Genomic DNA, 24,189 nt, shown 5'->3' on the forward strand with positions numbered 1-24,189 from the left:
CACTTCTCGCTTTATTGAAGAGTGGCCATTGGGCAGTTTTAGAAAGACTAATAGAGCAAGGTCCTGGGGAATGTGATCTACAATTCGGGAAAGTTCGAAGCGATGCCGATGGGCATCGTGCTGCGGCGGCGGCCCGGTGCAACCCGGTGGGCGGCGTGGAGCTGGCGTGTTTCAGATGTTCTCCCGGGCGCGTCAGGTGCAGAGTGGCGTCTTTTGCGCGAAGAGGGGGGTATCCGCGAGTTTCACGCAGCAACCCTTCCGTTGGAATTGCACAGAGCTGATACCGATTCATACTTGCACGGGCTGAACGCACAGGTGCCCTGCTTGTATGTCGTGATGCGTGAGGCCGATGAAATGCCTCATCCCTTCGAGCTGGTTTTGGTGACCGCGTCACCCTACGAAGCGCAGGACTATGCCGACAATGGCGAGGACATTGTCGAAAAGGTCGCCATGCCTCAGAGCGTGTTTGCGTGGGTCCAAGGGTTTGTTGATCAGCATCACAGAGAAGAGGCATTCAAGAAACGCAAGCGCGACAAGAAGGACATCACGTTGACATCTGATGGCGTTGGCGATGCGCGCATCCGTCAGTTGGTCGACGTTTATCGTTCGCCGGCTCTTGCCAAAAAGGAGCGTTTACAATGAGCCGTGGAGACTTCTGGTCGCGGCGCATGGCTGCTGTGGAAGCGGAGCAGCTTGCGGAAGAGCGCGCGCTTGCCGAAGAGGCCGTGGCCGAGCGGGATTTGGCGCTGGCTGAAAAGGCGGACGAAGAAATTCTCGAAGAATTGGGGCTGCCCGACCCGGACACGCTCTCGGAGGGGGATGACTTCACGGCGTTCCTGACAGAAAGAGTTCCCGCGCGATTGAAAAACCTAGCGCTGCGGCGCCTGTGGACGACAAACCCGGTATTGGCAAATGTCGACGGGTTGGTCGACTACGGCGAAGATTTTACCGACGCGGGCAACGTTATCGAGAACCTCCAGACAGCCTATCAGGTTGGCAAGGGCATGACTGCGCATGTCGAAGCGCTGATGCGCGGGGAAGAGGTGGTGGTCGTCGCTGACGCCGAAGAGCTAGACGAAGCTCTGGAGCCTGAGGGCGAAGAGGTGCGCGCCCTTGCTTTGGCTTCAGAGGACAGTGCGAGCGCCGCCGCGGTCGAGATGGGCGTCGCCGCCGATGAGATAGAAGACATTTCAGGCATCGCGGCGATGCGGGCGCCAAGACGGATGCGGTTTTCGTTTAACGAAACCGAGGCAAGCGCATGAATGGAGAAAGCCAGATGACGGCAACCGCAATTTCAGAAAATGTGGCACAGGAAGATCGCCTTCGCGCGGATCTTTACAATTTTCTGGGTCTGCTGCTGGCTGGACCTCCGGATGAGTTGCTGCTTGCACAAACGGCCGATTTGGCAGGCGATGAAAGCCCACTTGGGGTGGCAATCAACGCGCTTGCGAAGATTGCAAAACTGTCCAAGCCGAAGACTGTTGAGCGCGAGTTCAACAAGCTGTTCATTGGTCTGGGGCGGGGCGAGTTGCTGCCCTATGCCAGTTACTATCTCACGGGATTCCTGAACGAGAAACCGCTGGCTACCCTGCGCCAAGACATGAACGCGCGCGGATTAAACCGTGCAGAGAATGTCTATGAGCCTGAGGACAATGTCGCTTCGCTCATGGAAATGATGGGCGCTCTGATCGTGGGGCGGTTCGGGACACCTGCACCGCTCAGCGATCAGAAGACCTTTTTCAATCGCCACATCGCCACGTGGGCGGGGCATTTCTATTCGGATCTAGAAGCTGCCGAAAACTCGGTCTTCTATGCATCGGTTGGCGCTGTCGGCCGAGTGTTCATGGAGATCGAGACCGAAGGCTTTCGGATGAGCGCGGGCTAGTTCCGCAAACATGGCGGGCAACCGCCACCCACCAAAGAGGGGAGGACTCTCACATGGCAAAGAAGACCGAGGATGGCACCAGCCGCCGCGATTTTCTGAAAATGGCCGCGACAACAGCGCCTGCTGCAGCAGTCGCGATTGCGGCCACAGGGGGCACGGCGGAAGCCGCAGAACCTGACCTGTCATCGGACAAGATGCAGGATACCGCGCATACCCGCGCCTACTACGACAGCGCCCGTTTCTAAAGATACGGACGAAGTCCCCTGCCAAAGGCGACTGGTTGCGTGACGCCCGACTGCCCAAGGTTTTCGTTAACCCAGCTACGTCCCGAATGGGACAGCAAGGGAGGATAAAATGCTTAGGAAAAAGACCAACGGGGTTGCGAGACGCCCCCAGCGGACAAGTATCCTGTCTGATGTCGCGGAGAAATCCGTTGACCGCCGCGCGTTTTTGCGCGGCAGCGGTCTGGCCATTGGGGGCCTTGCCGCGATCAGCGCCACCGGAGGCACGGTGACGCAAGCCAATGCGGCCGCCAGCGCGACCGCCGGCGCGGTCAAGACTGTCAAATCGGTCTGCACCCATTGTTCGGTTGGCTGTACCGTTGTTGCCGAAGTGCAGAACGGTGTCTGGGTCGGGCAGGAGCCCGGTTGGGACAGCCCATTCAACCTTGGCGCCCATTGCGCAAAAGGAGCCGCAGTCCGCGAGCACGCCCACGGTGAACGCCGCCTCAAGTACCCGATGAAGAAAGAGGGCGGTGAGTGGAAGCGCATCAGCTGGGAACAGGCGATCAACGAGATCGGTGACGGCATGATGAAGATCCGCGAAGAGAGCGGACCTGACAGTGTCTACTGGCTCGGCTCGGCCAAGCACAACAACGAACAGGCCTATCTGTTCCGCAAGTTCGCCGCCTATTGGGGCACGAACAACGTGGATCACCAGGCCCGGATTTGTCACTCGACCACGGTGGCAGGTGTTGCAAACACCTGGGGCTATGGTGCGATGACGAACTCGTATAACGACATCCACAATTCCAAGGCGATCTTCATGATCGGCTCGAACGCAGCCGAAGCACATCCGGTTTCGCTCCTGCACATCCTGAAGTCCAAGGAACAGAACAACGCGCCGCTCATCGTGTGCGATCCGCGTTTCACCCGCACCGCGGCCCATGCCGACGAATATGTGCGCTTCCGTCCTGGGACGGACGTTGCGCTGGTCTGGGGCATCCTTTGGCACATCTTCGAAAACGGCTGGGAGGACAAAGAGTTTATCCGCACCCGCGTGTGGGGGATGGACCAGATCAAGGAAGAAGTGGCTAAGTGGACCCCAGAAGAGGTTGAGCGCGTGACGGGCACTCCGGGTTCACAGCTCAAGCGTGTGGCCCGAACTATGGCCAACAACCGTCCCGGCACCGTGATCTGGTGTATGGGTGGTACGCAGCACACCAATGGTAACAACAACACCCGCGCCTACTGCATTCTGCAGCTTGCGCTGGGCAACATGGGTACCAGTGGTGGAGGCACCAACATCTTCCGTGGCCACGACAACGTGCAGGGTGCAACCGACCTTGGCGTTCTGTCCCATACCCTGCCGGGCTACTATGGTCTGTCCAAAGGGGCTTGGGGTCATTGGGCGCGCGTCTGGAAGGAAGATCCCGAGTGGCTTGCCGGACAGTTCGACAAGATCACCGGAAAGGACGGCAAGGAAAAGTCCCTGCAGAACCTGACTGGTATCCCGGTGTCGCGCTGGATCGATGGTATCCTTGAAGACAAGGAAAACATGGATCAGCCAAACAACGTGCGGGCCATGGTTCTCTGGGGCCACGCGCCGAACTCGCAAACCCGCGGGCCGGAGATGAAGACGGCGATGGAGAAGTTGGACATGCTGGTCGTTGTCGACCCGTTCCCGACGGTCTCCGCGGTTCTGCATGACCGCACTGATGGCTGCTATCTGCTCCCGGCTGCGACGCAGTTCGAAACCCGTGGCTCGGTCACGGCGTCGAACCGCTCATTCCAGTGGCGGGATCAGATCATGGAACCGCTGTTCGAATCCAAGACCGACCATGAAATCATTGGTCTGTTTGCCAACAAGTTCGGCTGGGCCGATCGTTTCTTCCGCAATATCGAGATGGAAGACGAGAATACCCCGAACATTGAAAGCGTGACCCGCGAATTCAACAGCGGTCTTTGGACGATCGGTTACACCGGCCAAAGCCCGGAGCGGATCAAAGCGCATATGGCAAACCAGCACACCTTTGACCGCACGACTTTGCGCGCCAATGGTGGTCCGGTGGATGGGGACTATTACGGTCTTCCCTGGCCATGCTGGGGCACGTCCGAAATGGGTCATCCGGGGACGCCGAACCTGTACGACATGTCCAAGCCGGTCTCTGAAGGAGGTCTTACCTTCCGCGCCCGCTTTGGTGTCGAACGGGACGGCGACAACCTTCTGGCCGATGGGGTCTATAGCGCGAATTCGGAAATTCAGGATGGCTATCCCGAGTTCACGATGCAGATGCTGATGGACCTTGGCTGGGACAAGGATTTGACCGACGAAGAGCGCGCGGCGATTGATGCCGTGGCTGGTCCCAAGACCAACTGGAAGACCGACCTTTCCGGCGGGATTCAGCGGGTGGCAATCAAGCACGAATGTGCTCCCTTCGGCAACGCCAAGGCACGCGCCGTTGTGTGGACCTTCCCGGATCCGGTGCCGTTGCACCGGGAGCCGCTCTACACGCCACGCCGTGATCTGGTTGGGGATTATCCGACATACGAAGACCGCAAGTTCTATCGTCTGCCGACCATGTATGCCTCGATTCAGAAGAACGACTTCTCGAAGGATTATCCGATCATCCTCACATCCGGCCGTCTGGTCGAGTACGAGGGTGGCGGTGACGAGACCCGTTCGAACCCATGGCTGGCAGAGTTGCAGCAGGACATGTTTGTCGAGATTCACCCGAGGGACGCCAACAACCTTGGTATTCGCGACGGATCTCAGGTCTGGGTCGAAAGCCCCGAAGGCGGCAAGGTCAAGGTTATGGCAATGGTCACAGAGCGGGTTGGTGAAGGCGTGGCCTTCATGCCTTTCCACTTTGGTGGGCATTTCCAGGGCGAGGACCTGCGGGCGAAATACCCGACAGGCGCCGACCCTTATGTGTTGGGTGAAAGCTCGAACACGGCCCAGACCTATGGCTATGACTCAGTCACGCAGATGCAGGAGACAAAATCGACTCTCTGCAAAATCAGCGCAGCATAAGGAGAAAGAGAAATGGCAAGATCCAAGTTCCTCTGTGACGCCGAACGCTGCATTGAATGCAACGCCTGCGTCACGGCTTGCAAAAACGAACACGAGGTTCCGTGGGGGATCAACCGCCGTCGCGTGGTGACCCTGAATGACGGCAAACCCGGTGAGCGTTCGCTCTCGGTGGCCTGTATGCACTGTTCGGACGCGCCATGTATGGCCGTTTGTCCGGTGGATTGCTTCTATCAGACCGAAGAAGGTGTGGTGTTGCACTCCAAAGACCTGTGCATCGGTTGTGGCTATTGCTTCTATGCATGCCCGTTTGGCGCACCGCAATATCCGCAGGCCGGTAACTTTGGCAGCCGTGGCAAGATGGACAAATGCACCTTCTGTGCCGGTGGCCCCGAGGAGAACCACTCGACCGCCGAGTTCGCCAAATACGGGCGCAACCGGATTGCAGAAGGCAAACTGCCGATCTGCGCCGAGATGTGCTCGACCAAAGCGCTTCTTGCAGGTGACGGTGACGTCGTTTCCGCGATCTACCGCGAACGCGTCGTGGCCCGTGGCTTTGGCTCGGGCGCCTGGGGTTGGGGCACAGCCTATGACCAAAAGGGCGGCTGACCGGCCGATTGCCTGAAAGGCTGGAAGGCCCCTGTGCGGGGCCTTCCGACACTGGATTCACAGTTTCAAACCATTGGAGGTGGGCCCCATGCTGCGCGTGGCACTCGCACTTTTCCTTCTCATAGGGATTTCGGCTCAGGCCCAGACGGCCCCTGACCGAAGCGCCACAGGAGGCGCGCAGACATTGGAAGACATCATGGCGCGACAGCGCGGTGAGCCCGTGGACGATTCTGCATGGCGAAACGATGTTGGAGACCCTAATCTGGCCGCGCCAGTTCCTCAACTTGGGCCCCTTGGTGGAACGTCGGATCCGGAACTCTGGCGTGCGATCCGGTACGGATCAGCGGAAACCTCGGTCTCTGCCGGTGGTGAGGTCGCAACCGTCCTGATGCAGGACGGGGGAATGAAGTGGCTGGAGTGGCGGCAGGGGCGTCTGCAGATATGGGGCTTCTGGATGGTGGTCGGCACAGCGGGCGCGCTTCTGACGTTTTTCCTGCTGCGAGGACGTATTCGCATCGACGAAGAAAAGACCGGACGAACGGTTACGCGTTTCAAGGCGATTGAACGCTTCGGCCATTGGCTTCTGGGGATTTCATTTCTCGTGCTGGGCCTGACTGGGCTGTTGGTCCTTTTTGGGCGTAAGTTCATTGCGCCTCTTGTTGGCAAGGACTTCAATGCAAATCTTCTGCTCGTGTCCAAAGTCGTGCACAACAGCGTATCCTGGGCCTTCATGTTAGGACTCATCATGGTTTTCGTGATGTGGGTCATTCACAATATTCCTAACCGCACTGACATTATCTGGTTGCGCCAGTTCGGCGGCATTATTGGAAACGCGCATCCGCCAGCAAGGAAGTTCAATGCAGGTCAGAAAATGATCTTCTGGTCTGTTATCCTCTTTGGCACGATGATTTCCGCTACAGGAATTGCGCTGCTATTTCCGTTCCAGTTCCCGATATTCGGTACGATCTTTGGGGTGATGAACGAATGGGGGTTGGGTGCTCTGGTCGGCCTTGGAGACGGATCGGCCGATATGGCGCCGCATGAGCACATGCAGATGGCCCAGGGTTGGCACGCGATTGCGGCCTTCATTCTCATGATGATCGTCACCGCCCATGTCTATATCGGATCCATCGGTATGGAGGGTGCCTTTGACGCAATGGGCAGCGGTGAAGTGGACGAGGCTTGGGCGCATCAACACCACTCGATTTGGCTCGAGGAGGTCAAGGCGGAAGCTCAAAAAGAAAAAGCCAGCCCGGCTGAGTAAGCCATGAAACGCATTGCTTGTTTCGTGTCGTTTCTGGGCTTCTGTGCCGCGACTGTCGTGGCGCAGGAATTCGAGACTTTGAAAGGTCACGGGGGACCGATCATGGGGCTTGCCGTGTCGATAGAGGGACAGGTTGTCTCCGCCAGTTTTGACAATACTCTTGGCCTCTGGTCAGGGCGGAAAGTTGCCTGGCTGGACGCACATGATGCGGCCGTGGTGTCGGTGGCTTTTCTTGAAGACGGGCGCATTGTCTCTGGCGGAGATGATTTCACAGTGAGGATTTGGGAAGATGGCCAAGCGCGCATCTTGGGGCGTCACAAAGGCAAGGTTGCTGCACTGACCGTAGCGCCTGGTGGTCAGATGGTCGCTTCGGCCAGTTGGGACGGGACCGCTGTGCTATGGCCGTTGGGGCAGGGCGAGCCGAAAATACTCTCGCCGCGCGACAGTGGCGTAAATGACGTCGCTTTTTCGCCGGATGGAACACACGCTTTTTTGGCAACGACCAAGGGCGAAGTTTTCAGGTTTGAACTGAGCGAAGACGAAGCGGCGGAACCTTTGGTTCAGCATGGATTTGGTGTGAACCGTCTGATGATGGCGCCAAATGGGGAATGGCTTGCTTATGGCGCCGTGGACGGGGGCACCCGCGTCGTTGATCCCGCGACAGGTGATGCAATCGCCGATTTCACGCTGGATCGCAAACCCATCCTCGCGCTTGCTTTCCACGCGCAGTCCGGACTTTTGGCTGTGGGGGATGGGCATGGGTATATCATGCTTGTGGACACTCAAAGGTGGCGTATTCAAAAGGATTTTCGCGCGATGCGGCGCGGCCCGGTCTGGGCGTTGGCATTCTCGCCCGACGGCGAGATGCTCTTTGCGGGTGGGCTTGATGATGTGGTCTATGGTTGGCCGCTTGCATTGATGGATGATTTTACGCCGGTCGGCGGACAGCCCCGCAGTTTTCTGAAGGACATTGATCTGATGAGCAATGGCGAGCGCCAATTCATGCGAAAATGCTCGATCTGTCACGCTCTTGAAGAGCAAGGAGGGCGCAAGGCAGGCCCGTCTCTGTATGGCATTTTCGGGCGACCTGCAGGAACGATGCCAGGGTATCGTTACTCGGAAGCACTCAAGAATTCACGTATCGTCTGGAATTCCGGCACGATCGACCAACTCTTTGATCAGGGGCCCGATCACTATATTCCTGGATCCAAGATGCCTATGCAGGTGATAGCTGGGGCCAAGGATCGAAAGGATCTCATTGCTTTTATCAAGACCAAGTCTCAAGCCACGGAGAAACAGCCATGAAAGTCATTTTGACAAGCGCCGCAGCCATCGCGGTGATCGCCGTAGCGGCCAATTTTGGATTGGATCGCGCCGGATTTTCGGCGCAAGATCAGCAATCGGGTTCCTCGGTAAGGTTGGACTAGTCCTTTGGCAAGCATGACCTCGCAAGACGAATATGGCGACAGTCTCGCCAATGCTTCGATTCTCGTGGTCGATGATGAACCGGGCATGCGGAACTTTTTGACCAAGATTTTGTCTCCGCGTTGCAAACGGGTTGAACAGGCGCAATCGGCAGCCGAAGCGACCAAGATGCTCGACCAAGCTTATTTTGACCTTGTGATTGTTGACAATATCATGCCTGGGAAGACCGGGTTGGATTGGGTGCGCGAGCAGCGTCATGTGGGATTGTTTTCCGATACCATCCTGATCACTGCCTACGCCGACTTGGAAACGGCCATCAAGGCGCTACGTACCGGCGTCGCGGATTTTGTTCTGAAGCCGTTTCGGGCGAACCAGATCTTGAACGCTGCCGCACGGGCTCTGGACCGCCAGAACCTGCGGCGTGAAAACTTTCTTCTCAAGCACGAATTGTCTGTGGAGAGCAATGTGCTCAAAGGACGGCTGCTCGGCAAGTCGGCCGCGATTTGCGAGGTGCGGGATATCCTGAACCGCCTTGCTCCGCTTCCGACATCTGTCCTGTTCTCAGGAGCTACAGGAACGGGAAAGGAGGTTGCTGCACGCACTTTGCATTCCATGTCTGATCGGGCAGATAAGCCATTTGTCGCCGTAAATTGTGCAGCCATTTCCCCGGATCGTATTGCTCATGAATTATTTGGATTGATTGATGAGCAGGAACGCCAGAAAGATGGCTTGTTCCTGCATGCTGAGGGGGGGACACTGTTCCTTGATGAGGTCGTACAGATGCCTGATCAGGTGCAGGCGGCCCTGCTGCGGGTACTGGAGGATCAGCGCATTCGCCCTGTGGGGGCCGAACGTGACATCCCTCTTAACCTGCGGTTTCTTTTCGCAACCAATGCCGACCTAGAGCAGGCCGTAGCCGAACGGCGATTCCGTGCAGATCTCTATCATCGAATAAACGTTGTCAAAATCGATATGCCCCCATTAAAGGAGCGATCCGAGGACATCGTTGAATTGGCTGCGCTTTTCATACAGCAGTTTTCAACGACCCTGGGTTTGCCGGCATTGGAGCTTGACGAGGAAACCCTCTTGAAATTTGCACGTTATGACTGGCCGGGAAATGTGCGAGAACTGCGCAACCTTATCGAAAGGTCTGTGATTCTTGGGGCTTTCCCTGATAAGTTCGCCGGAAGCGGGCAGGTGACCGGAAGCCGTGCGATCGAAACGCTTGACCTGGTCATGCAGCGCCACATCATGCACGTTCTGGACGAAAGCGGTGGGAACAGGGCCGAAGCCGCGCGCCGCTTGGGGGTGTCGCGCAAAACGATCGACAGGAAATGTGCCGCATGGGGTTTCTGAACTCTTTTTAACCCAATTGAAAAGTGTCTTCCGGCAACCACACCGTGAATTCAGCGCCCCCGCGTTCCCGGTTGCGCACATGGATAAAACCGCCCGCACGCTGTATCAGAGTCTGGCTGATTGAGAGTCCAAGACCCGTACCTTCAGCAAGTTTCGTTGTGAAGAATGGGTCAAAAAGCGTGTTAAGGTTTTCTTCGGGAATCCCCGGCCCGGTATCGGCAATGTGCAAAGAGGCTCCTGTCTTTCCGTTCTGGCTTTGGGATGTCAGGGTGAGGGAGAGCGTTCCGCATTGTCCCATCGCTTGCGCTGCGTTGACCAGTAGATTCACGACGACCTGTTGCAGTTCGCCGGGATTGATACGGACCAAGGGGGCCTGCCCAAATTCAGTCGTTACTTCGATTTCCGTCGTTGAAATGACATGCTCGACAAGAACCAGACTGTCTGCCAGCACTGCGGCTACGTCCACGCTCTCTTCGTATGTGCCGAATTCCGTTGGGCGGGCAAACTGAAGCAACTTGCCGACAATGGTTTCGATTCTGTGCACTTGCCTGTCGATCAATCCAAGCTCGGTAGCAATCTCGTTGGCGCGACCTTCCAGCGTCTGACGAATGACATCCACATTTCCTTGTATCACGGCCACTGGGTTGTTGATCTCATGCGCGACCCCGGCAGTGATTTCGCCAATAGATGCAAGCTTTTCGCTCATGACCAATTGCTTGAACGTCTCCTCAAGCTTCTGATTGGCTTCCTTGAGTTCCGCGGTGCGTTCTTCAACACGTGCGTTGAGTTCGTCTGCCCATGCGCGGAGTGCATGGTCGCGCTCTTGGACCTGGTCCAGCAACGTATCGAGATGCAAGGCAACCTGGCCAATCTCGTCACTCGCACCTTTGGCGTGATTTCGCGCGGACAGATCCCCCTTCTCTACCTTAGTCATGGTTTGGATCATGCGTTCCAGTGGCGCAAAAATCCCGCGTGCCATGCGCAGGAAGAATGGCACCGACAGAACGAGCAGCACGAGAAAGGCCGCGAACATCGAAAGGTTGATGGCACGCTTGGCCGAGACGAATGGCGCTTCCAGAAAACCGACGTACAGCATACCGACCTTGTCACCGAAGCTGTCCACGACAGGTAGGTAACCCGAAATGTACCAGTCATTGACGACAAAGGCGCGGTTCAGCCAAGTCCGTCCTTCATCCAGAACCGCTCTGCGGACAATCGCGGAGACCCGCGTGCCAAGAGCTCGGACATCCTGAAACAGGCGCACGTTCGTGGACACCCGAACATCTTCTAGGAAAAGTGTTGCGGTGCCCTGACGGTCGCCCCCTGTTGCGGCGTTCAGATAGACAAGCTTGTTGATGGTGTCGATGAAGTCGAGGTTCCGGTTCAGGAGAATCCCGCCGACCAGAACGCCACGTTCATTTTCGAACCGCACGGGACTGGCGGTGTGTATGACCATTCCCCTGTCCTCGATGATGCGCGAAGTCGGGACGGCAGCCACCGTCTCGATCAAGGGGATACGGGCGCGTTCCGCCAGAGCGAGAGAGAGGCTGTTGAGCTTTTCGGAGGAAAATATATCGATATCTGTCGACAAGATGCCCGTGGAGGCCGCGTCGATGACGGGCCAGGTACGGGCAGGTTCCTGCACCTCGAAGGGGGGCAGGTAGTAGAGAAAGTCTAGTTCCATTTCGGCTTGCTTGAGCGCAAGGTAATCATAAAGTTCGGCCGGACCGTTTTCGAGGTGATCGAGAAACACGGCGGATTCGGCGACACCCTGCACATTTGCGCCAGTTCGAGCCAGAATGCGTCCAAGGTATTGTTCGGCGATCCGGAGGTCCCCTTCGACATTTGCAATCAGGATATTGTCATATTCCGACGACCAGCGATTGATGCCCCACATGAGCATCAGGGGCATCAGAACCACCATTGGCAAGAGCGCCAGCGTCAAGAGGCGGAGCCGGACCGATCTCAACAGTATTTTTCCAGTTTGCGTGGCATGTGGCATGTGCCCAATATGTAAACCCGCGTGGATCACACACTACATGGTCGTGGCAGCGCAAGCCAGATGAAGCGGATTCGTTTTCGGTGACGGTCAGCTTTTGCTTCAGGTAAATTTGCGGAACAGCATAGTTTGGTCGAACATATCTTCCAGCGCTTCGGCCCGATCCTTCGTGTCACCCCAGCACAGGTTCTGTACGGTCGAAATCATCGATTCAATCAGCAAAAGGGACGTGACGTTTGAGTCCCAGGCCGAGGGTACAACAATGCGTCCGCTAAAGGTGATGTCCGTGAGTCGATCGACCGGAGAGCGCCATTGGTCTGTGAACAGGATCAGTTTTGCCCCTTTCTTGTGCGCCATTTCGGCGAGCTTGAGCGTGTTGTTTTCGTAGCGGCGCAAATCGAAGATGACAAAGACGTCTCCCTCCTTGACGTCCAAGAGGTAATGCGGCCAACCGTTCGAGGTTGATTGGATATGAACCACTTCTGGCCGGATGACCTGCATGTGAAGGAACAAGTATTCGGCGAGCGTGTGGGTGATGCGACCGCCCACAATGTAAACCCGGCTGCGAGGCTCCGCGACCATCTGGCAGGCTGTGTCAAACTGGTCCGGATCAATCTGCCCAAGGGTTTGGCGGATGTTTTCGATCACCGCATCCGTAAAACGATTCAGCATGTGCCCTGATGGTGCACCTTCCGCCCAGGCGTCGTGCTTGGCGATCGGGTTTTTTGCTTTTGCTTTCAGCTCTTCACGGAGCTCTGCCTGGAATTCCGGATAGCCTTTGTATCCCAGCTTTTGCACCATGCGGGCCACGGTCGGTGCAGAAACATTTGCGCCCTTGGCCAGCGCGGTCAGTGGGCCAAGCCCCGAGGCCGGATAATTTTCAAGAATGGAGTGCGCAAGCTGGCGTTCCGCACGAGTCAATTCGTCCAACTTTCGTTGAATGCGGTCGGAGATGGTGAGGTCTGAGCTGGACATGTGTGACTCCATTTTGATCGTTTATATTACAAAAATTAGGGAGGTGAAAAAAATCTTTCAGAATTTTGTTGACAGACTCCTTCATGACGCAGCACGTTGGAGCCTGCGAGGGAACAAATGCATCAAAGCACAGCAGAAGATTATGAGGGCGTTGCGCGCATCATTAATTCGGACGGCAGGTCTTCCGTTGTCCTGGTGTGCGAACATGCCTCCAGTTTCATTCCTGATGCGCTCGACAATCTCGGAGTGGCAGAAGAGTTCCGGCAAAGTCATGTCGCCTGGGATCCTGGTGCACTTGCTGTGGCGGAGCGCATGGCGCGCATCTTGGACGCAAAGCTAGTTGTCAGCGGGGTGTCCCGACTGGTCTATGATTGCAACAGACCGCCTGAGGCCCCGGACGCGATGCCAGCGCGCAGTGAGATCGTGGATGTACCGGGGAATGTGGGGCTCAACGACGCCGCGCGCGCAGCTCGTGTGGCAACCTATTACGAGCCGTTTCGCACACTTCTTGCGCAGACGGTGTCACAAACCGAGGCGCCCGTGATTGTCACTGTGCACAGCTTCACGCCTGTTTACCATGGTAAAACACGAGCGGTGGAAATCGGTGTATTGCATGATGTCGACACGCGGTTGGCTGACTCTATGCTGGCAATTGCGACGGGGCACACTGAAGCGAAAGTCGAGAGAAATGATCCTTATGGGCCCGAGCATGGGGTAACGCACACCTTGCGAGAACATGCCCTGCCGGGTGCGCACCTGAATGTCATGCTGGAAATTCGCAATGACTTGATCACGGCATCTCGGCAGCAGGTCAAAATGGCGGAAATGATTTCCGGATGGGTCTCAAATGCGCTGCGGGACCTAGTCTCCAATGGAGAACCCTCATGATTGGATTGATGCGAGGGTATGTCGGGGTTGTCGATGCAGTGAACCTGCGTATTGGACGATTGGCGATGTATGGGATCTTCGTGCTGATGGGCATTCTTTTGTGGTCATCCATCAGCAAAACCTTCTTTTTGCCATCACTGTGGACGCTGGAAATGGCCCAGTTTGTGATGGTGGCCTATTACATACTGGGCGGCCCGTACTCCATACAGATGGGGTCCAATGTGCGTATGGATCTGCTGTATGGCGACTGGAGCACGCGGCGCAAAGCCTGGTTCGATCTGGTGACAGTACTTTTGCTAATCTTCTATCTGTTCGTGTTGTTGTTCGGCGCTATCAGCTCCACGGCCTACAGCCTTGGCTACTGGGGGACGGAGCCGGTTTCCTATTTGGCTGGGGTGCTGTTCGGAACCGAAGAGGTTGGTCGCCTGGAGCGTTCACCAACTGCTTGGCGACCGTATCTCTGGCCCATCAAGGTCGTGATGATCGTCGGCATGTTCCTGATGATCCTGCAGTGCGTGGCTGAATTTTTCAAGGACGTCCTGCGTCTCAAGGGTGAAGACATCTGATGTCCTATGAATTGATTGCTACTTTGATGTTTTCCTCGATGATGCTGATGCTGCTGACCGGGCAGCGCGTGTTTGGCGCAATCGGGTTTATCGCCGTTGTGGCTGCCCTTTTGTTGTGGGGCGACAGGGGCGGTTTTGACATCGGTTTTTCCGCTGCGATGAAGCTCATGAAATGGTACCCGCTGCTGACATTGCCGATGTTCATCTTCATGGGATACGTGCTGTCCGAAAGCAAAATTGCTGACGATCTTTACAAGATGTTCCATGTCTGGACGGGCGGGCTTCGGGGTGGGTTGGCGATCGGCACGATTGGGCTGATGGTTCTGATATCGGCCATGAACGGGTTGAGCGTGGCAGGGATGGCTATCGGGTCGACAATTGCGCTGCCGGAGCTGCTCAAGCGTGGCTATGACAAGAGGATGGTGACGGGGGTGATTCAGGCAGGATCAAGTCTCGGCATTCTCGTGCCGCCCTCTGTGGTGCTTGTTCTCTACGCGATGATCGCTCGACAACCCGTTGGCCAGTTGTGGCTCGCCGGTGTGTTGCCCGGCCTGATGATGGCGTCGCTTTTCATCATCTACATTGTCGTGCGCTGTCGCATTACTCCCGAACTCGGCCCGGTTCTCAAGGTGGATGAACGCGACATGCCCCGTGCAGAAAAGCTGCGGCTGCTGCGGGCCGGTCTGCTTCCTATCATCATTTTCGCGACGATGATGATCCCTTTCGTGAATGGCTGGACCTCGCTCGTGGAAAGCTCGGCGATAGGGGCGCTGGCGGCCTTCATGGCTGCAGTGTTCAAGGGCCGCATGACGCGAGAAGTGTTCGAGAACTCGGTGCGCAATACCCTCGGGATAACCTGCATGTTCATGTGGATCATCCTCGCGGCGCTGGCTTTTGGCGCGGTGTTTGATGGGTTGGGCGCTGTCAAGGCGATTGAAAGCCTGTTCACCGACCGTCTTAACCTCAGCCCATGGATGATCCTGATCCTCATGCAGCTGAGTTTTATCCTCATGGGAACTTTTCTTGACGATACGGCAATGTTGGTGATCGTTGCACCGCTTTATGTGCCGTTGGTCGGGGAGCTTGGTTTTGACCTGATCTGGTATGGTATCCTCTACACGATCACGACCCAGATCGCCTATATGACCCCGCCATTTGGTTACAACCTTTTCCTGATGCGCGCGATGGCGCCGCCCGAGATCAGCCTGCGTGACATCTACGCTTCAATCACACCCTTTGTGATGGTCATGGTGCTGGCGCTCATTCTGGTGATGGTCTTTCCGGGTATCGCGACCTGGTTACCGGATTACGTTTACAACAAACCATAAAGAGCCGCAGACAATGTGGCCGATTTACCAACAAAGGAGAGAAGTCATGACGACAAGACGTAAGTTTATCCAGGGCGCCGCCGTTGTGCCGGCGGCGGCTCTTGCGACGCCCGCATTGGCGCAGAACACGATCAAGTGGCGGATGCAGACCTATGCCGGCGCTGCCCTGGCCGAGCATGTGATCGTGCCTGCTGTTGAAATGTTCAACAAAATCGCCGGAGATCGGATGCAGATCGAGCTTTTCTTTGCTGACCAGCTGGTGCCCACGGGCGAGTTGTTTCAGGCGATGCAGCGCGGCACGATCGACGCCGTTCAGTCGGATGACGACTCGATGGCTTCGCCCACCGAGGTGACTGTCTTTGGCGGCTATTTCCCGTTTGCGTCTCGCTATTCGTTGGATGTGCCGGTGCTGTTCAACCAGTACGGATTGAACGAAATCTGGGACGAGGAATATTCCAAAGTCGGCGTTAAACACATCAGCGCCGGTGCATGGGATCCCTGTCACTTTGCTACCAAGGATCCGATCCGCAGCCTTGCCGACCTGAAGGGCAAACGTGTCTTTACCTTCCCGACGGCTGGCCGCTTCCTGAGTCAGTTTGGCGTGATCCCGGTCAACCTGCCATGGGAAGATATTGAGGTTGCCATGCAGACGGGCGAGCTTGACGGAATTGCATGGTCGGGCATTACCGAAGACTATACCGTGGGTTGGGCGGATGTGACCAACTACTTCCTGACCAACAACATTTCGGGTGCCTGGGCCGGATCGTTCTTTGCCAATATGGAGCGTTGGAACGAGTTGCCGGAAGACCTGCAAACGCTGTTCCGCGTTTGCTGTGATCAGTCGCACTACTATCGTCAGTGGTGGTATTGGGGTGGCGAGGCCAATCTTCGCGTCAATGGTCCTAAGATGGAACTGACTTCGATTCCGGATGAGGAATGGGCAACGGTCGAAGCCGCCGCATTCGAATTCTGGGAAGAGATTGCTGCCGAATCCGACACCAAGCGTCGCGTGGTGGATATCATCAAGAAATACAATGCCGATATGCTCAAGGCTGGTCGGCCTTATCGCTACGGCTGACAATGAAGCGGGGCGGCCTGTTGGCTGCCCCCCTCCAAACCTATAACATGCAAGTGGACAAGCCATGCCTGGAACGCTGAGTTTCGATGCCCTGAAATCCCGTGTCGCAGACGGCACCATAGATACAGTATTGGTCTGCCTTGTGGACATGCAAGGCCGCCTGATGGGCAAACGGTTTCACGCGAACAATTTCGTGGAAACCTCATACAATGAAACGCATTGCTGCAATTACCTGCTGGCAACTGATCTCGAGATGGCGACGCCCGAGGGCTATGCTTCGACCTCGTGGCGTTCGGGCTATGGCGACTACGTAATGAAGCCGGACCTCGAGACAATCCGGCTTGTCCCCTGGCTTGAGGGCACCGCCATGGTGCTTAGCGATGTGCTGGATCACCATACGCATGAACCGGTGCCGCACTCCCCGCGCTCAATACTGAAAAAACAGATTGCACGCTTAGAGGCTCTTGGGTTCGAGGCGAAGATGGCTACGGAACTGGAGTTCTTCCTGTTCGAGAAAAGCTTTGACGAAATCCGTAAGGAAGGTTTCCGCAACCTTGAGCCGATTAGCGGGTACAATGAGGACTACCACATCCTGCAGACCACCAAGGAAGAAAGCGTGATGCGGCCCATCCGCAATCACCTATTTGACGCGGGTTTGCCCATCGAGAACACCAAGGGCGAGGCGGAAGCCGGTCAGGAAGAACTCAACATCCGTTATGACCATGCGTTGAACTGCGCCGACCACCACACCATCGCAAAACACGCGATCAAGGAAATTGCGTGGCAGAACGGGCATGCCGCAACCTTCCTGCCCAAGTGGCATCATGATCGCGTCGGATCATCATCGCATGTGCATCAATCCCTGTGGAAAGACGGCAATCCTGCATTCTTTGATCCCTCGGACAGGCTTGGACAGTCGGACCTGATGCGCCATTACATGGCCGGTTTGATTGCCTATGCGCCGGACTACACCTATTTTCTCGCGCCCTATGTCAACAGCTACAAACGCTTCGCCAAAGGCACGTTTGCCCCAACCAAAACGGTTTGGTCCGTGGATAACCGCACTGCCGGGTTCCGTTTGTGCGGCGATGGCACCAAGGGCGTGCGCGTGGAATGCCGGATCGGAGGGTCTGATCTCAACCCCTATCTTGCGCAGGCTGCTATGCTTGCCGCGGGGATCAAGGGGATTGAAGACAAGATGGAGCTGACACCCGCGACGGTTGGGGACGTGTATGAGGACGCCAAGGCGCAGGACATTCCCCAGACCCTGCGCCATGCCACCGAGACGCTGCGCAATTCGGCTTTCCTTCGCGAGGCGATGGGCGATGACGTGGTTGATCACTATACCCGCGCAGCGGAATGGGAGCAGGAAGAGTTTGATCGTATCGTGACGGATTGGGAAGTCGCGCGTGGCTTTGAAAGGGCCTGACAAATGACCATCAGATGTATCTCGCCGATTGATGGATCGGTATACGCTGAACGTGAGACACTGAGCGCTCAGGAAGCGCGCGCGGCTGTGGCGCGCGCCACAGCTGCACAGGTAGGTTGGGCGGCTCGTCCACTGTCCGAGAGGGTAGCGCTTGTGCAGGCCGGGGTGGCACGTGTAGGCGAAATGAACGACGAAATCGTGCCGGAAATCGCCTGGCAGATGGGTCGCCCCGTTCGCTATGGCGGCGAATTCGGTGGGTTTAATGAACGCGCAAGCTACATGGCAGAGATCGCCGAAAGCGCGTTGGCCCCAATAGAGGTTGAGGACAGCGGCGCCTTCCGGCGGGTCATCAAGCGTGTCCCGCACGGTGTGGTTTTTGTGGTGGCGCCGTGGAACTATCCCTACATGACGGCCATCAACACCGTTGCGCCTGCACTTATCGCTGGCAACACTGTTATGCTCAAACATGCGTCGCAAACGCCTTTAGTAGGTGAGCGCATGGCAGCTGCGTTCCACGCGGCCGGCATCCCAGAAGACGTGTTCCAGAACGTCTTCCTGGATCACACCACGACATCCGAGCTGATCGCGGAACGTTCCTTCGGCTATGTGAACTTCACCGGGTCGGTGAACGGGGGCAAAGCCATGGAAGCTGCTGCCAGCGGGACATTTACTGGCCTGGGGCTGGAACTTGGGGGCAAGGACCCCGGCTATGTCATGGATGACGCGGATCTGGACGCTGCTGTGGACACGCTTATTGATGGCGCCATGTTTAACTCTGGGCAGTGTTGCTGCGGGATAGAACGGATTTACGTCGCAGAATCCCTGTTCGATCGGTTCGTGGAAAAGGCCGTGGCGATAGTGAGCGCCTACAAGCTCGGTAACCCGCTCGATCCCGTGACGACGCTTGGCCCGATGGCGCATGTACGCTTTGCCGACGAAGTACGCGGGCAGGTGGCCGATGCGGTGGCAGCAGGCGCAAAAGCGCATATCGATCAGGCACTGTTTCCGCAGGACGGCGGCGCGTACCTGATGCCGCAAATCCTGACCAACGTAACCCACGACATGCGGGTCATGCGAGAAGAGAGCTTTGGTCCGGTAGTCGGTATCATGCCGGTACGCGATGATGCCGAAGCGATTACCTTGATGAATGACAGCGATTTTGGCCTGACTGCCTCACTGTGGACCAAGGACCCCGGGCGGGCGGAAGCAATTGGCGACCAGATAGAAACTGGAACGGTCTTCCTTAACCGGGCAGACTATCTTGATCCGGGCCTGTGCTGGACTGGCTGCAAAGACACTGGGCGCGGCGGTGGCCTGTCCGTCATCGGCTATCACAATCTGACCCGACCCAAATCATACCACCTGAAAAAGGCCTGAAGAACATGTCACTTACTGCAAACTGGTCCTATCCGACATCGGTGCGTTTCGGCGCGGGCCGCATTTCGGAAATCGCTGATGCCTGCACGGCGGCCGGGATAAAAAAGCCGCTGCTGATCACGGATCGCGGACTGGCGAACATGGACATCACGCAACGCACGCTGGATTTGCTTGAAGAAGCCGGGTTGGGACGGGTGATCTTTGCCGATGTCGATCCTAACCCGAACGAAAAGAACGCCGAGGCAGGGGTAAAGGCGTTCAAGGACGGCGGTCACGACGGCGTTGTAGCTTTCGGCGGCGGCTCGGGGCTGGACCTTGGAAAGCTGGTGGCTTTCTGGGCAGGTCAGACCCGCCCCCTCTGGGACTTCGAGGATATCGGGGATTGGTGGACGCGCGCAGATGCGGACGCTATTGCCCCAATCGTGGCTGTGCCGACCACGGCAGGCACCGGTTCAGAAGTCGGTCGGGCCTCGGTGATCACCAATTCCGAAACCGAGGAAAAGAAGATTATCTTCCATCCGAAGTTCTTGCCGACCGTTGTGATTTGTGATCCGGAGCTCACCGTGGGAATGCCCCCGTTCATAACGGCGGGAACCGGGCTTGATGCTTTTGCACATTGTGTCGAGGCATTCAGTTCGCCGCATTATCATCCAATGTCACAGGGGATGGCCCTGGAAGGTATGCGGCTTGTCAAGGAATACCTGCCGCGCGCCTATGCGGACGGGGCGGATATCGAGGCTCGGTCGCATATGATGTCGGCCGCCGCCATGGGGGCCACGGCATTCCAGAAAGGGCTGGGAGCCATTCATGCGTTGTCCCATCCGATCGGGGCGATCTATCACACACATCATGGCACGACGAATGCGGTCTGTATGCCAGCCGTTCTTCAATTCAACCGACCTGCCATCGAAGGCGTTTTTTCTCAGGCGGCAAACTATTTGGGGATTGTGGGGGGCTTTGAAGGGTTCTGTGCTTATGTCGATGAACTGAACGATTCACTAGGCATTCCCAAATCACTTGCCGGTTTGGGTATCGAAAACCCTGATATCGACCGGATCGTGCAAGGTGCGTTGATTGACCCGAGCACTGGTGGCAACCCGATTGAGATGACGGCAGAGAACACACGCGAGTTGTTGCTCAAAATCGTTTGAAGGCCCTCAGCTAGAGTATCGCCGAACACGTTTCGACCTGCCTGAAAGCGCAGGGGGATGGGCGGCCTGCAAAACGGATGCGCGGATGACCTAAGGTCAGCCGCTACTGCGCACAGATTGAACGGGCGGGACTGAAATGCTAGCGCCATGGTAGAGAGAAAGCGCCGAAACAGGAGACACGCTGATGACACGCCAAAACTCGACCGCGGAATTGGACAAGGCCGCGCATCTGCATCCCTACACCAACGCCCGTAAGCTCGAGGCCGTGGGGCCCCGTGTGATGGCGGAAGGGGATGGTATTTTTGTGCGCGACGAACAAGGAAACGAGTACATCGAAGGTCTCGCTGGCCTTTGGTCGGTCGCGGTCGGTTTCAATCAGAAACGCCTTGTGGATGCGGCTGCGGAGCAGATGGCCAAACTGCCCTACTACCACGTGTTCGCTCAGAAAACGCACGGCCCGGCAGCGCGTCTTGCTGACAAGTTGGTCGAACTCACCCCCGAGCATCTGACCAAAGTGTTCTTCACCAACTCGGGCTCCGAGGCGAACGACACTGTGATCAAGCTGATCTGGTTCCTCAACAACGCATTGGGCCGCCCGGAAAAGAAGAAGTTCATCGCCAGAACCGGTGGATATCACGGAATCACCGTGGCCTCGGGATCATTGACAGGTTTGCCGTGGAACCACGCAAGCTTTGACCTGCCCGCGATCCCGGTGCGTCATGTGACCACGCCGCACGCATATTTCTTTGCCGAGGAAGGCGAGAGCGAGGAGGCATTTGCCCAGCGTCTGGCTGATGAAATCGAAGCGACGATCCTGGAAGAAGGTCCCGAAACGGTTGCGGCCTTCATCGGCGAACCTCTGATTGGCGCGGGTGGTGTTCTGGTGCCGCCTGCGGGGTATTGGCAAAAAGTGCAGGCCGTCTGCCATAAGTACGATGTTCTACTGATTGCGGATGAAGTCATCACTGGCTTTGGTCGGACGGGCAAGATGTTCGCTTCCGACACGTTCGGCATCACTCCTGATATCATGGTGTTGTCCAAGCAGATTACATCGTCCTACCAGCCATTGGCCGCGATCATGATGACGGATGCCATCTACCAGGCGATTGCGGATCACTCGGAAAGGCTTGGCACGCTTGGTCACGGGTTTACCGGTACCGGGCACCCCGTTGCGACAGCCGTCGGGTTGGAGAACATCGCCATCATCGAAGAACAGGATCTTGTCGGCAACGCCGCTGCAATGGGAAAGGTTCTGCAGTCTGAACTGGCGCGTTTTGCCGATCACCCGCTTGTAGGTGAAATACGCGGCGTCGGTCTGATTGCTGCTGTTCAACTGGTCGCAGACAAGTCCAGTCGCACCCGGTTTGATCCGGAAGGCAAAGTCGGCGCGTTCTTTTTCGAACGCGCGCATGATCATGGTTTGATTATCCGCAACATCAAGGACGCGATCGCCTTTTGCCCGCCTTTGATCATCACCGAAGAACAGGTGTGCGAGATGGTCGCCCGGTTCGGGAAAACGCTCGAAGACACTCTGGCATTCGCCGAGGCCGAGGGTTTGGTGGCGCGCTGATGCGCCACCATCAAGCTTGCATCAGTTTCAGGCCGTCTTGATGGTCTGAACTGACGCTATTCGGAGTATGAGGTTCTCGAATTTCGTGTTCGCGTTCAAGGGTGGGCTTCCCGCCGCGCGATCACGGCTCCCATCACGCCGGGGAGGATGGGAATGCGACCGGGCCGCCATGCTTTTCCCAGGTCGAGAACCCTTCTTTCAGGTGGGCTGCTTCGAACCCCATGTCGTTGAGCAAGGCGACCGATAACGCTGAACGCCAGCCACTTGCGCAGTGAAAGACGAACTTCTTTGGCTCAGCGAAAATCTCTTTGAAATATGGGCTTTCAGGGTCGACCCAGAATTCGAGCATACCTCGGGGGCAATGAAAACTGCCGGGGATATAGCCTAGTTTCTGACGCTCTCGGACATCTCGCAGGTCAACGATGACAACGTTCGGATCGTTTGCCATCCTGATCAGGTCCGAAGTTTCGATTTCTTCGATCCGGTCGCGTGCTTTTTGGACCATCTCGGCGGAAGATGTCTTGAGGCGGTTCATGACTGATCCCTCCATTGTCGCGCATGTCGTTAGCCTGCCGTCTTGTTGACACACCGGAATGTGTGCCGCAAGTTATCCACGCCCCGCCCGGTCCGGGCGTGGTACCTCCGCATCTCAAAATATTGGATTCCGGGCTATGAATGAGCCGATCTCTGTTTGGGACCTGACGGCCCGCGAACCTGCACGCACCGAAGCTCTGGACGGTGATGCCTCCTGTGATGTTGCGATCGTTGGGGGGGGCTATACTGGCCTGTCGACTGCACTGCATTGCGCCGAGGAAGGGCTGGCCTGCCATGTACTTGAAGCAAATCAGATCGGGCATGGCGGATCGGGTCGGAACGTCGGTCTGGTCAATGCTGGCCTTTGGTTGCCGCCTCAGGATATCGCCAAACATCTGGATAACAAAACGGCGCGTGGCCTAGTCGAGACGATGGGCATCATGCCGAACTATGTGTTCGAGTTGATCGAAAAACACCAGATACGATGCGAACCGGTCCGAAATGGTACTATTCATGCGGCACATTCTCCGGGCGGGTACCGGGGATTGGAACGCCGGGCAGAAGGATGGAGACAGATAGGAGTGTCTGTTGATCTGCTGGATGCCGAAGAAACCGCCCGCAAAACTGGGTCGGATCGGTTTCACGGCAGTTTATTGGATCGCCGTGCGGGCACGTTGAACCCGATGGGGTACGTGCGCGGATTGGCCCGCGCGGCGTTGGGTGCTGGCGCAACCATCTCAACCGGAACAAGGGCGCTTTGCCTTGAACGAGCTGGTGAGAGGTGGCGGGTCATCACCGACCGTGGTTCGGTTTCCGCCCGATATGTGGTGCTGGGAACGAACGCCTATTCGGACGACCTTTGGCCCGGATTGCGTCAGACCTACACGATGATTCACTTCTTTCAGCTGGCAACCGAACCCTTGGGCGCGCGCGCAGCGCATATCCTGCCTGAAGGGCAGGGGCTTTGGGACACGGCACCGGTCATGTTTTCGTTGCGGCGCGATGCGGCGGGGCGCCTTGTCATAGGATCAATGGGGGCTGCATTGGGCGGTAGGTCGGGCTTGTCACAGCGGTGGGCCACCGCAACGCTGAGACGTCTCTATCCGGAATTGGGCCGTGTGAAGTTTGACAACGTTTGGCACGGCCAGATCGCGATGACTCCGGACCACGTGTTCCGCATATTCAAACTGGCTGACGGGCTGTTTGCGCCCTGTGGTTACAACGGTCGCGGCATTACCACGGGCACCATGTTTGGCAAAGCGCTGGCCGACCTGTTTGCAGGAAAGAAAGAGCGGCCCTTCCCCATACCGGTGACAACGCCCACACCTGTGAGATTCCGGAAAGCAAAAACTGGATTCTACAACACGGCTTTTGCTGCGTCCCAGCTTCTGAGAAGTTTCTGAGGGCGCTTTCTCAAAAGGTATGCAACCCGCTTTTAACAAAAACATTGACTCAAGAGCTTTCTAGCGAAAAAACTGACTGGGCGATCAGTTAGGGGATTGATGG

General features: G+C 56.8%; 22 protein-coding genes. 19 read left to right on the plus strand and 3 right to left on the minus strand.

Features of this window, described 5'->3' with window-relative positions; translation table 11 throughout:
• Window positions 1-72: 72 nt before the first annotated feature.
• The 10 genes from BMZ35_RS14935 (at window position 73) to BMZ35_RS14975 (ending at window position 9,788) form a co-directional block, all read left to right on the plus strand.
• Window positions 73-642 (plus strand): DUF3305 domain-containing protein, encoded by a 570-nt coding sequence (locus tag BMZ35_RS14935; RefSeq protein WP_341350639.1) that lies wholly within the window; start codon window positions 73-75, stop codon window positions 640-642.
• Window positions 639-1,262, plus strand: coding sequence for a DUF3306 domain-containing protein (locus tag BMZ35_RS14940; RefSeq protein ID WP_093094662.1), 624 nt, complete (start codon window positions 639-641; stop codon window positions 1,260-1,262). Before BMZ35_RS14935 ends, BMZ35_RS14940 begins: the two co-directional genes overlap by 4 nt.
• Before the next feature lie 14 nt (window positions 1,263-1,276).
• Window positions 1,277-1,885, plus strand: coding sequence for a TorD/DmsD family molecular chaperone (locus tag BMZ35_RS14945; RefSeq protein ID WP_093094663.1), 609 nt, complete (start codon window positions 1,277-1,279; stop codon window positions 1,883-1,885).
• Window positions 1,886-1,938: 53 nt separating this feature from the next.
• Window positions 1,939-2,130: a twin-arginine translocation signal domain-containing protein gene (locus BMZ35_RS14950; protein WP_093094664.1), complete on the plus strand. Its 192-nt coding sequence runs from the start codon at window positions 1,939-1,941 to the stop codon at window positions 2,128-2,130.
• Window positions 2,131-2,239: 109 nt separating this feature from the next.
• Entirely contained in the window at window positions 2,240-5,137 is a 2,898-nt protein-coding gene (locus BMZ35_RS14955; RefSeq protein ID WP_093094665.1) for a formate dehydrogenase subunit alpha, read from the plus strand.
• A 12-nt stretch (window positions 5,138-5,149) separates the two neighbouring features.
• Window positions 5,150-5,743, plus strand: coding sequence for a formate dehydrogenase FDH3 subunit beta (fdh3B, locus tag BMZ35_RS14960; RefSeq protein ID WP_093094666.1), 594 nt, complete (start codon window positions 5,150-5,152; stop codon window positions 5,741-5,743).
• 88 nt (window positions 5,744-5,831) lie between these two features.
• The gene (locus tag BMZ35_RS14965) at window positions 5,832-7,007 is read left to right on the plus strand and encodes a formate dehydrogenase subunit gamma (protein WP_093094667.1); all 1,176 of its coding nucleotides are present in this window, start codon (window positions 5,832-5,834) and stop codon (window positions 7,005-7,007) included.
• Window positions 7,008-7,010: 3 nt separating this feature from the next.
• Entirely contained in the window at window positions 7,011-8,312 is a 1,302-nt protein-coding gene (locus tag BMZ35_RS14970) for a c-type cytochrome (protein WP_093094668.1), read from the plus strand.
• Window positions 8,309-8,434 (plus strand): hypothetical protein, encoded by a 126-nt coding sequence (locus tag BMZ35_RS21215; protein WP_278247155.1) that lies wholly within the window; start codon window positions 8,309-8,311, stop codon window positions 8,432-8,434. Before BMZ35_RS14970 ends, BMZ35_RS21215 begins: the two co-directional genes overlap by 4 nt.
• A 13-nt stretch (window positions 8,435-8,447) precedes the next feature.
• The gene (locus BMZ35_RS14975; protein ID WP_093094669.1) at window positions 8,448-9,788 is read left to right on the plus strand and encodes a sigma-54-dependent transcriptional regulator; all 1,341 of its coding nucleotides are present in this window, start codon (window positions 8,448-8,450) and stop codon (window positions 9,786-9,788) included.
• Window positions 9,789-9,795: 7 nt separating this feature from the next.
• On the opposite strand, the gene BMZ35_RS14980 is transcribed toward BMZ35_RS14975, so the two are convergent.
• Window positions 9,796-11,790, minus strand: a complete 1,995-nt coding sequence (locus BMZ35_RS14980; protein ID WP_093094670.1) for a sensor histidine kinase — start codon at window positions 11,788-11,790, stop codon at window positions 9,796-9,798.
• Window positions 11,791-11,889: 99 nt separating this feature from the next.
• Window positions 11,890-12,762: a MurR/RpiR family transcriptional regulator gene (locus BMZ35_RS14985; RefSeq protein WP_093094671.1), complete on the minus strand. Its 873-nt coding sequence runs from the start codon at window positions 12,760-12,762 to the stop codon at window positions 11,890-11,892.
• Window positions 12,763-12,879: 117 nt separating this feature from the next.
• Here BMZ35_RS14985 and BMZ35_RS14990 point away from each other — a divergent pair, with 117 nt between their 5' ends.
• From BMZ35_RS14990 to BMZ35_RS15025, 8 genes are all read left to right on the plus strand, one after another.
• Window positions 12,880-13,650 (plus strand): N-formylglutamate amidohydrolase, encoded by a 771-nt coding sequence (locus BMZ35_RS14990; protein ID WP_093094672.1) that lies wholly within the window; start codon window positions 12,880-12,882, stop codon window positions 13,648-13,650.
• Window positions 13,647-14,216, plus strand: coding sequence for a TRAP transporter small permease subunit (locus tag BMZ35_RS14995; RefSeq protein WP_093094673.1), 570 nt, complete (start codon window positions 13,647-13,649; stop codon window positions 14,214-14,216). The genes BMZ35_RS14990 and BMZ35_RS14995 overlap by 4 nt, the downstream gene beginning before the upstream one ends.
• Entirely contained in the window at window positions 14,216-15,544 is a 1,329-nt protein-coding gene (locus BMZ35_RS15000; protein ID WP_093094674.1) for a TRAP transporter large permease, read from the plus strand. Before BMZ35_RS14995 ends, BMZ35_RS15000 begins: the two co-directional genes overlap by 1 nt.
• 46 nt (window positions 15,545-15,590) lie before the next feature.
• Window positions 15,591-16,622: a TRAP transporter substrate-binding protein gene (locus tag BMZ35_RS15005; RefSeq protein WP_093094675.1), complete on the plus strand. Its 1,032-nt coding sequence runs from the start codon at window positions 15,591-15,593 to the stop codon at window positions 16,620-16,622.
• Between the two features lie 64 nt (window positions 16,623-16,686).
• Window positions 16,687-18,051 (plus strand): glutamine synthetase family protein, encoded by a 1,365-nt coding sequence (locus BMZ35_RS15010; RefSeq protein WP_093094676.1) that lies wholly within the window; start codon window positions 16,687-16,689, stop codon window positions 18,049-18,051.
• A 3-nt stretch (window positions 18,052-18,054) separates the two neighbouring features.
• A complete protein-coding gene (locus tag BMZ35_RS15015) occupies window positions 18,055-19,428 on the plus strand; it encodes an aldehyde dehydrogenase family protein (RefSeq protein WP_093094677.1) in 1,374 nt (457 codons plus the stop codon).
• 5 nt (window positions 19,429-19,433) lie between these two features.
• Window positions 19,434-20,579, plus strand: coding sequence for an iron-containing alcohol dehydrogenase (locus tag BMZ35_RS15020; RefSeq protein ID WP_093094678.1), 1,146 nt, complete (start codon window positions 19,434-19,436; stop codon window positions 20,577-20,579).
• 184 nt (window positions 20,580-20,763) lie between these two features.
• On the plus strand, window positions 20,764-22,149 hold the full coding sequence (locus BMZ35_RS15025; RefSeq protein ID WP_093094679.1) for an aspartate aminotransferase family protein: 1,386 nt from the start codon (window positions 20,764-20,766) through the stop codon (window positions 22,147-22,149).
• Between the two features lie 133 nt (window positions 22,150-22,282).
• Here BMZ35_RS15025 and BMZ35_RS15030 read toward each other — a convergent pair whose 3' ends face one another.
• Window positions 22,283-22,684, minus strand: a complete 402-nt coding sequence (locus BMZ35_RS15030) for a rhodanese-like domain-containing protein (protein ID WP_093094680.1) — start codon at window positions 22,682-22,684, stop codon at window positions 22,283-22,285.
• A gap of 136 nt (window positions 22,685-22,820) precedes the next feature.
• Here BMZ35_RS15030 and BMZ35_RS15035 point away from each other — a divergent pair, with 136 nt between their 5' ends.
• On the plus strand, window positions 22,821-24,086 hold the full coding sequence (locus tag BMZ35_RS15035; protein ID WP_093094681.1) for an NAD(P)/FAD-dependent oxidoreductase: 1,266 nt from the start codon (window positions 22,821-22,823) through the stop codon (window positions 24,084-24,086).
• The last annotated feature ends 103 nt before the right edge of the window (window positions 24,087-24,189 follow it).

It is taken from the genome of Shimia aestuarii, from assembly GCF_900114635.1.
Classification (GTDB): Bacteria; Pseudomonadota; Alphaproteobacteria; order Rhodobacterales; family Rhodobacteraceae; genus Shimia; species Shimia aestuarii.

Coding starts and splice junctions, on each gene's coding strand:
- BMZ35_RS14940 (WP_093094662.1), top strand. CDS start 639: ATGAGCCGTGGAGACTTCTGGTCGCGGCGCATGGCTGCTGTGGAAGCG.
- BMZ35_RS14950 (WP_093094664.1), top strand. CDS start 1,939: ATGGCAAAGAAGACCGAGGATGGCACCAGCCGCCGCGATTTTCTGAAA.
- BMZ35_RS15010 (WP_093094676.1), top strand. CDS start 16,687: ATGCCTGGAACGCTGAGTTTCGATGCCCTGAAATCCCGTGTCGCAGAC.
- BMZ35_RS14955 (WP_093094665.1), top strand. CDS start 2,240: ATGCTTAGGAAAAAGACCAACGGGGTTGCGAGACGCCCCCAGCGGACA.
- BMZ35_RS15005 (WP_093094675.1), top strand. CDS start 15,591: ATGACGACAAGACGTAAGTTTATCCAGGGCGCCGCCGTTGTGCCGGCG.
- BMZ35_RS14995 (WP_093094673.1), top strand. CDS start 13,647: ATGATTGGATTGATGCGAGGGTATGTCGGGGTTGTCGATGCAGTGAAC.
- BMZ35_RS14985 (WP_093094671.1), bottom strand. CDS start 12,762: ATGTCCAGCTCAGACCTCACCATCTCCGACCGCATTCAACGAAAGTTG.
- fdh3B (WP_093094666.1), top strand. CDS start 5,150: ATGGCAAGATCCAAGTTCCTCTGTGACGCCGAACGCTGCATTGAATGC.
- BMZ35_RS15000 (WP_093094674.1), top strand. CDS start 14,216: ATGTCCTATGAATTGATTGCTACTTTGATGTTTTCCTCGATGATGCTG.
- BMZ35_RS14990 (WP_093094672.1), top strand. CDS start 12,880: ATGCATCAAAGCACAGCAGAAGATTATGAGGGCGTTGCGCGCATCATT.
- BMZ35_RS14965 (WP_093094667.1), top strand. CDS start 5,832: ATGCTGCGCGTGGCACTCGCACTTTTCCTTCTCATAGGGATTTCGGCT.
- BMZ35_RS15015 (WP_093094677.1), top strand. CDS start 18,055: ATGACCATCAGATGTATCTCGCCGATTGATGGATCGGTATACGCTGAA.
- BMZ35_RS14970 (WP_093094668.1), top strand. CDS start 7,011: ATGAAACGCATTGCTTGTTTCGTGTCGTTTCTGGGCTTCTGTGCCGCG.
- BMZ35_RS15030 (WP_093094680.1), bottom strand. CDS start 22,684: ATGAACCGCCTCAAGACATCTTCCGCCGAGATGGTCCAAAAAGCACGC.
- BMZ35_RS15025 (WP_093094679.1), top strand. CDS start 20,764: ATGACACGCCAAAACTCGACCGCGGAATTGGACAAGGCCGCGCATCTG.
- BMZ35_RS14975 (WP_093094669.1), top strand. CDS start 8,448: ATGACCTCGCAAGACGAATATGGCGACAGTCTCGCCAATGCTTCGATT.
- BMZ35_RS14945 (WP_093094663.1), top strand. CDS start 1,277: ATGACGGCAACCGCAATTTCAGAAAATGTGGCACAGGAAGATCGCCTT.
- BMZ35_RS21215 (WP_278247155.1), top strand. CDS start 8,309: ATGAAAGTCATTTTGACAAGCGCCGCAGCCATCGCGGTGATCGCCGTA.
- BMZ35_RS15020 (WP_093094678.1), top strand. CDS start 19,434: ATGTCACTTACTGCAAACTGGTCCTATCCGACATCGGTGCGTTTCGGC.
- BMZ35_RS15035 (WP_093094681.1), top strand. CDS start 22,821: ATGAATGAGCCGATCTCTGTTTGGGACCTGACGGCCCGCGAACCTGCA.
- BMZ35_RS14980 (WP_093094670.1), bottom strand. CDS start 11,790: ATGCCACATGCCACGCAAACTGGAAAAATACTGTTGAGATCGGTCCGG.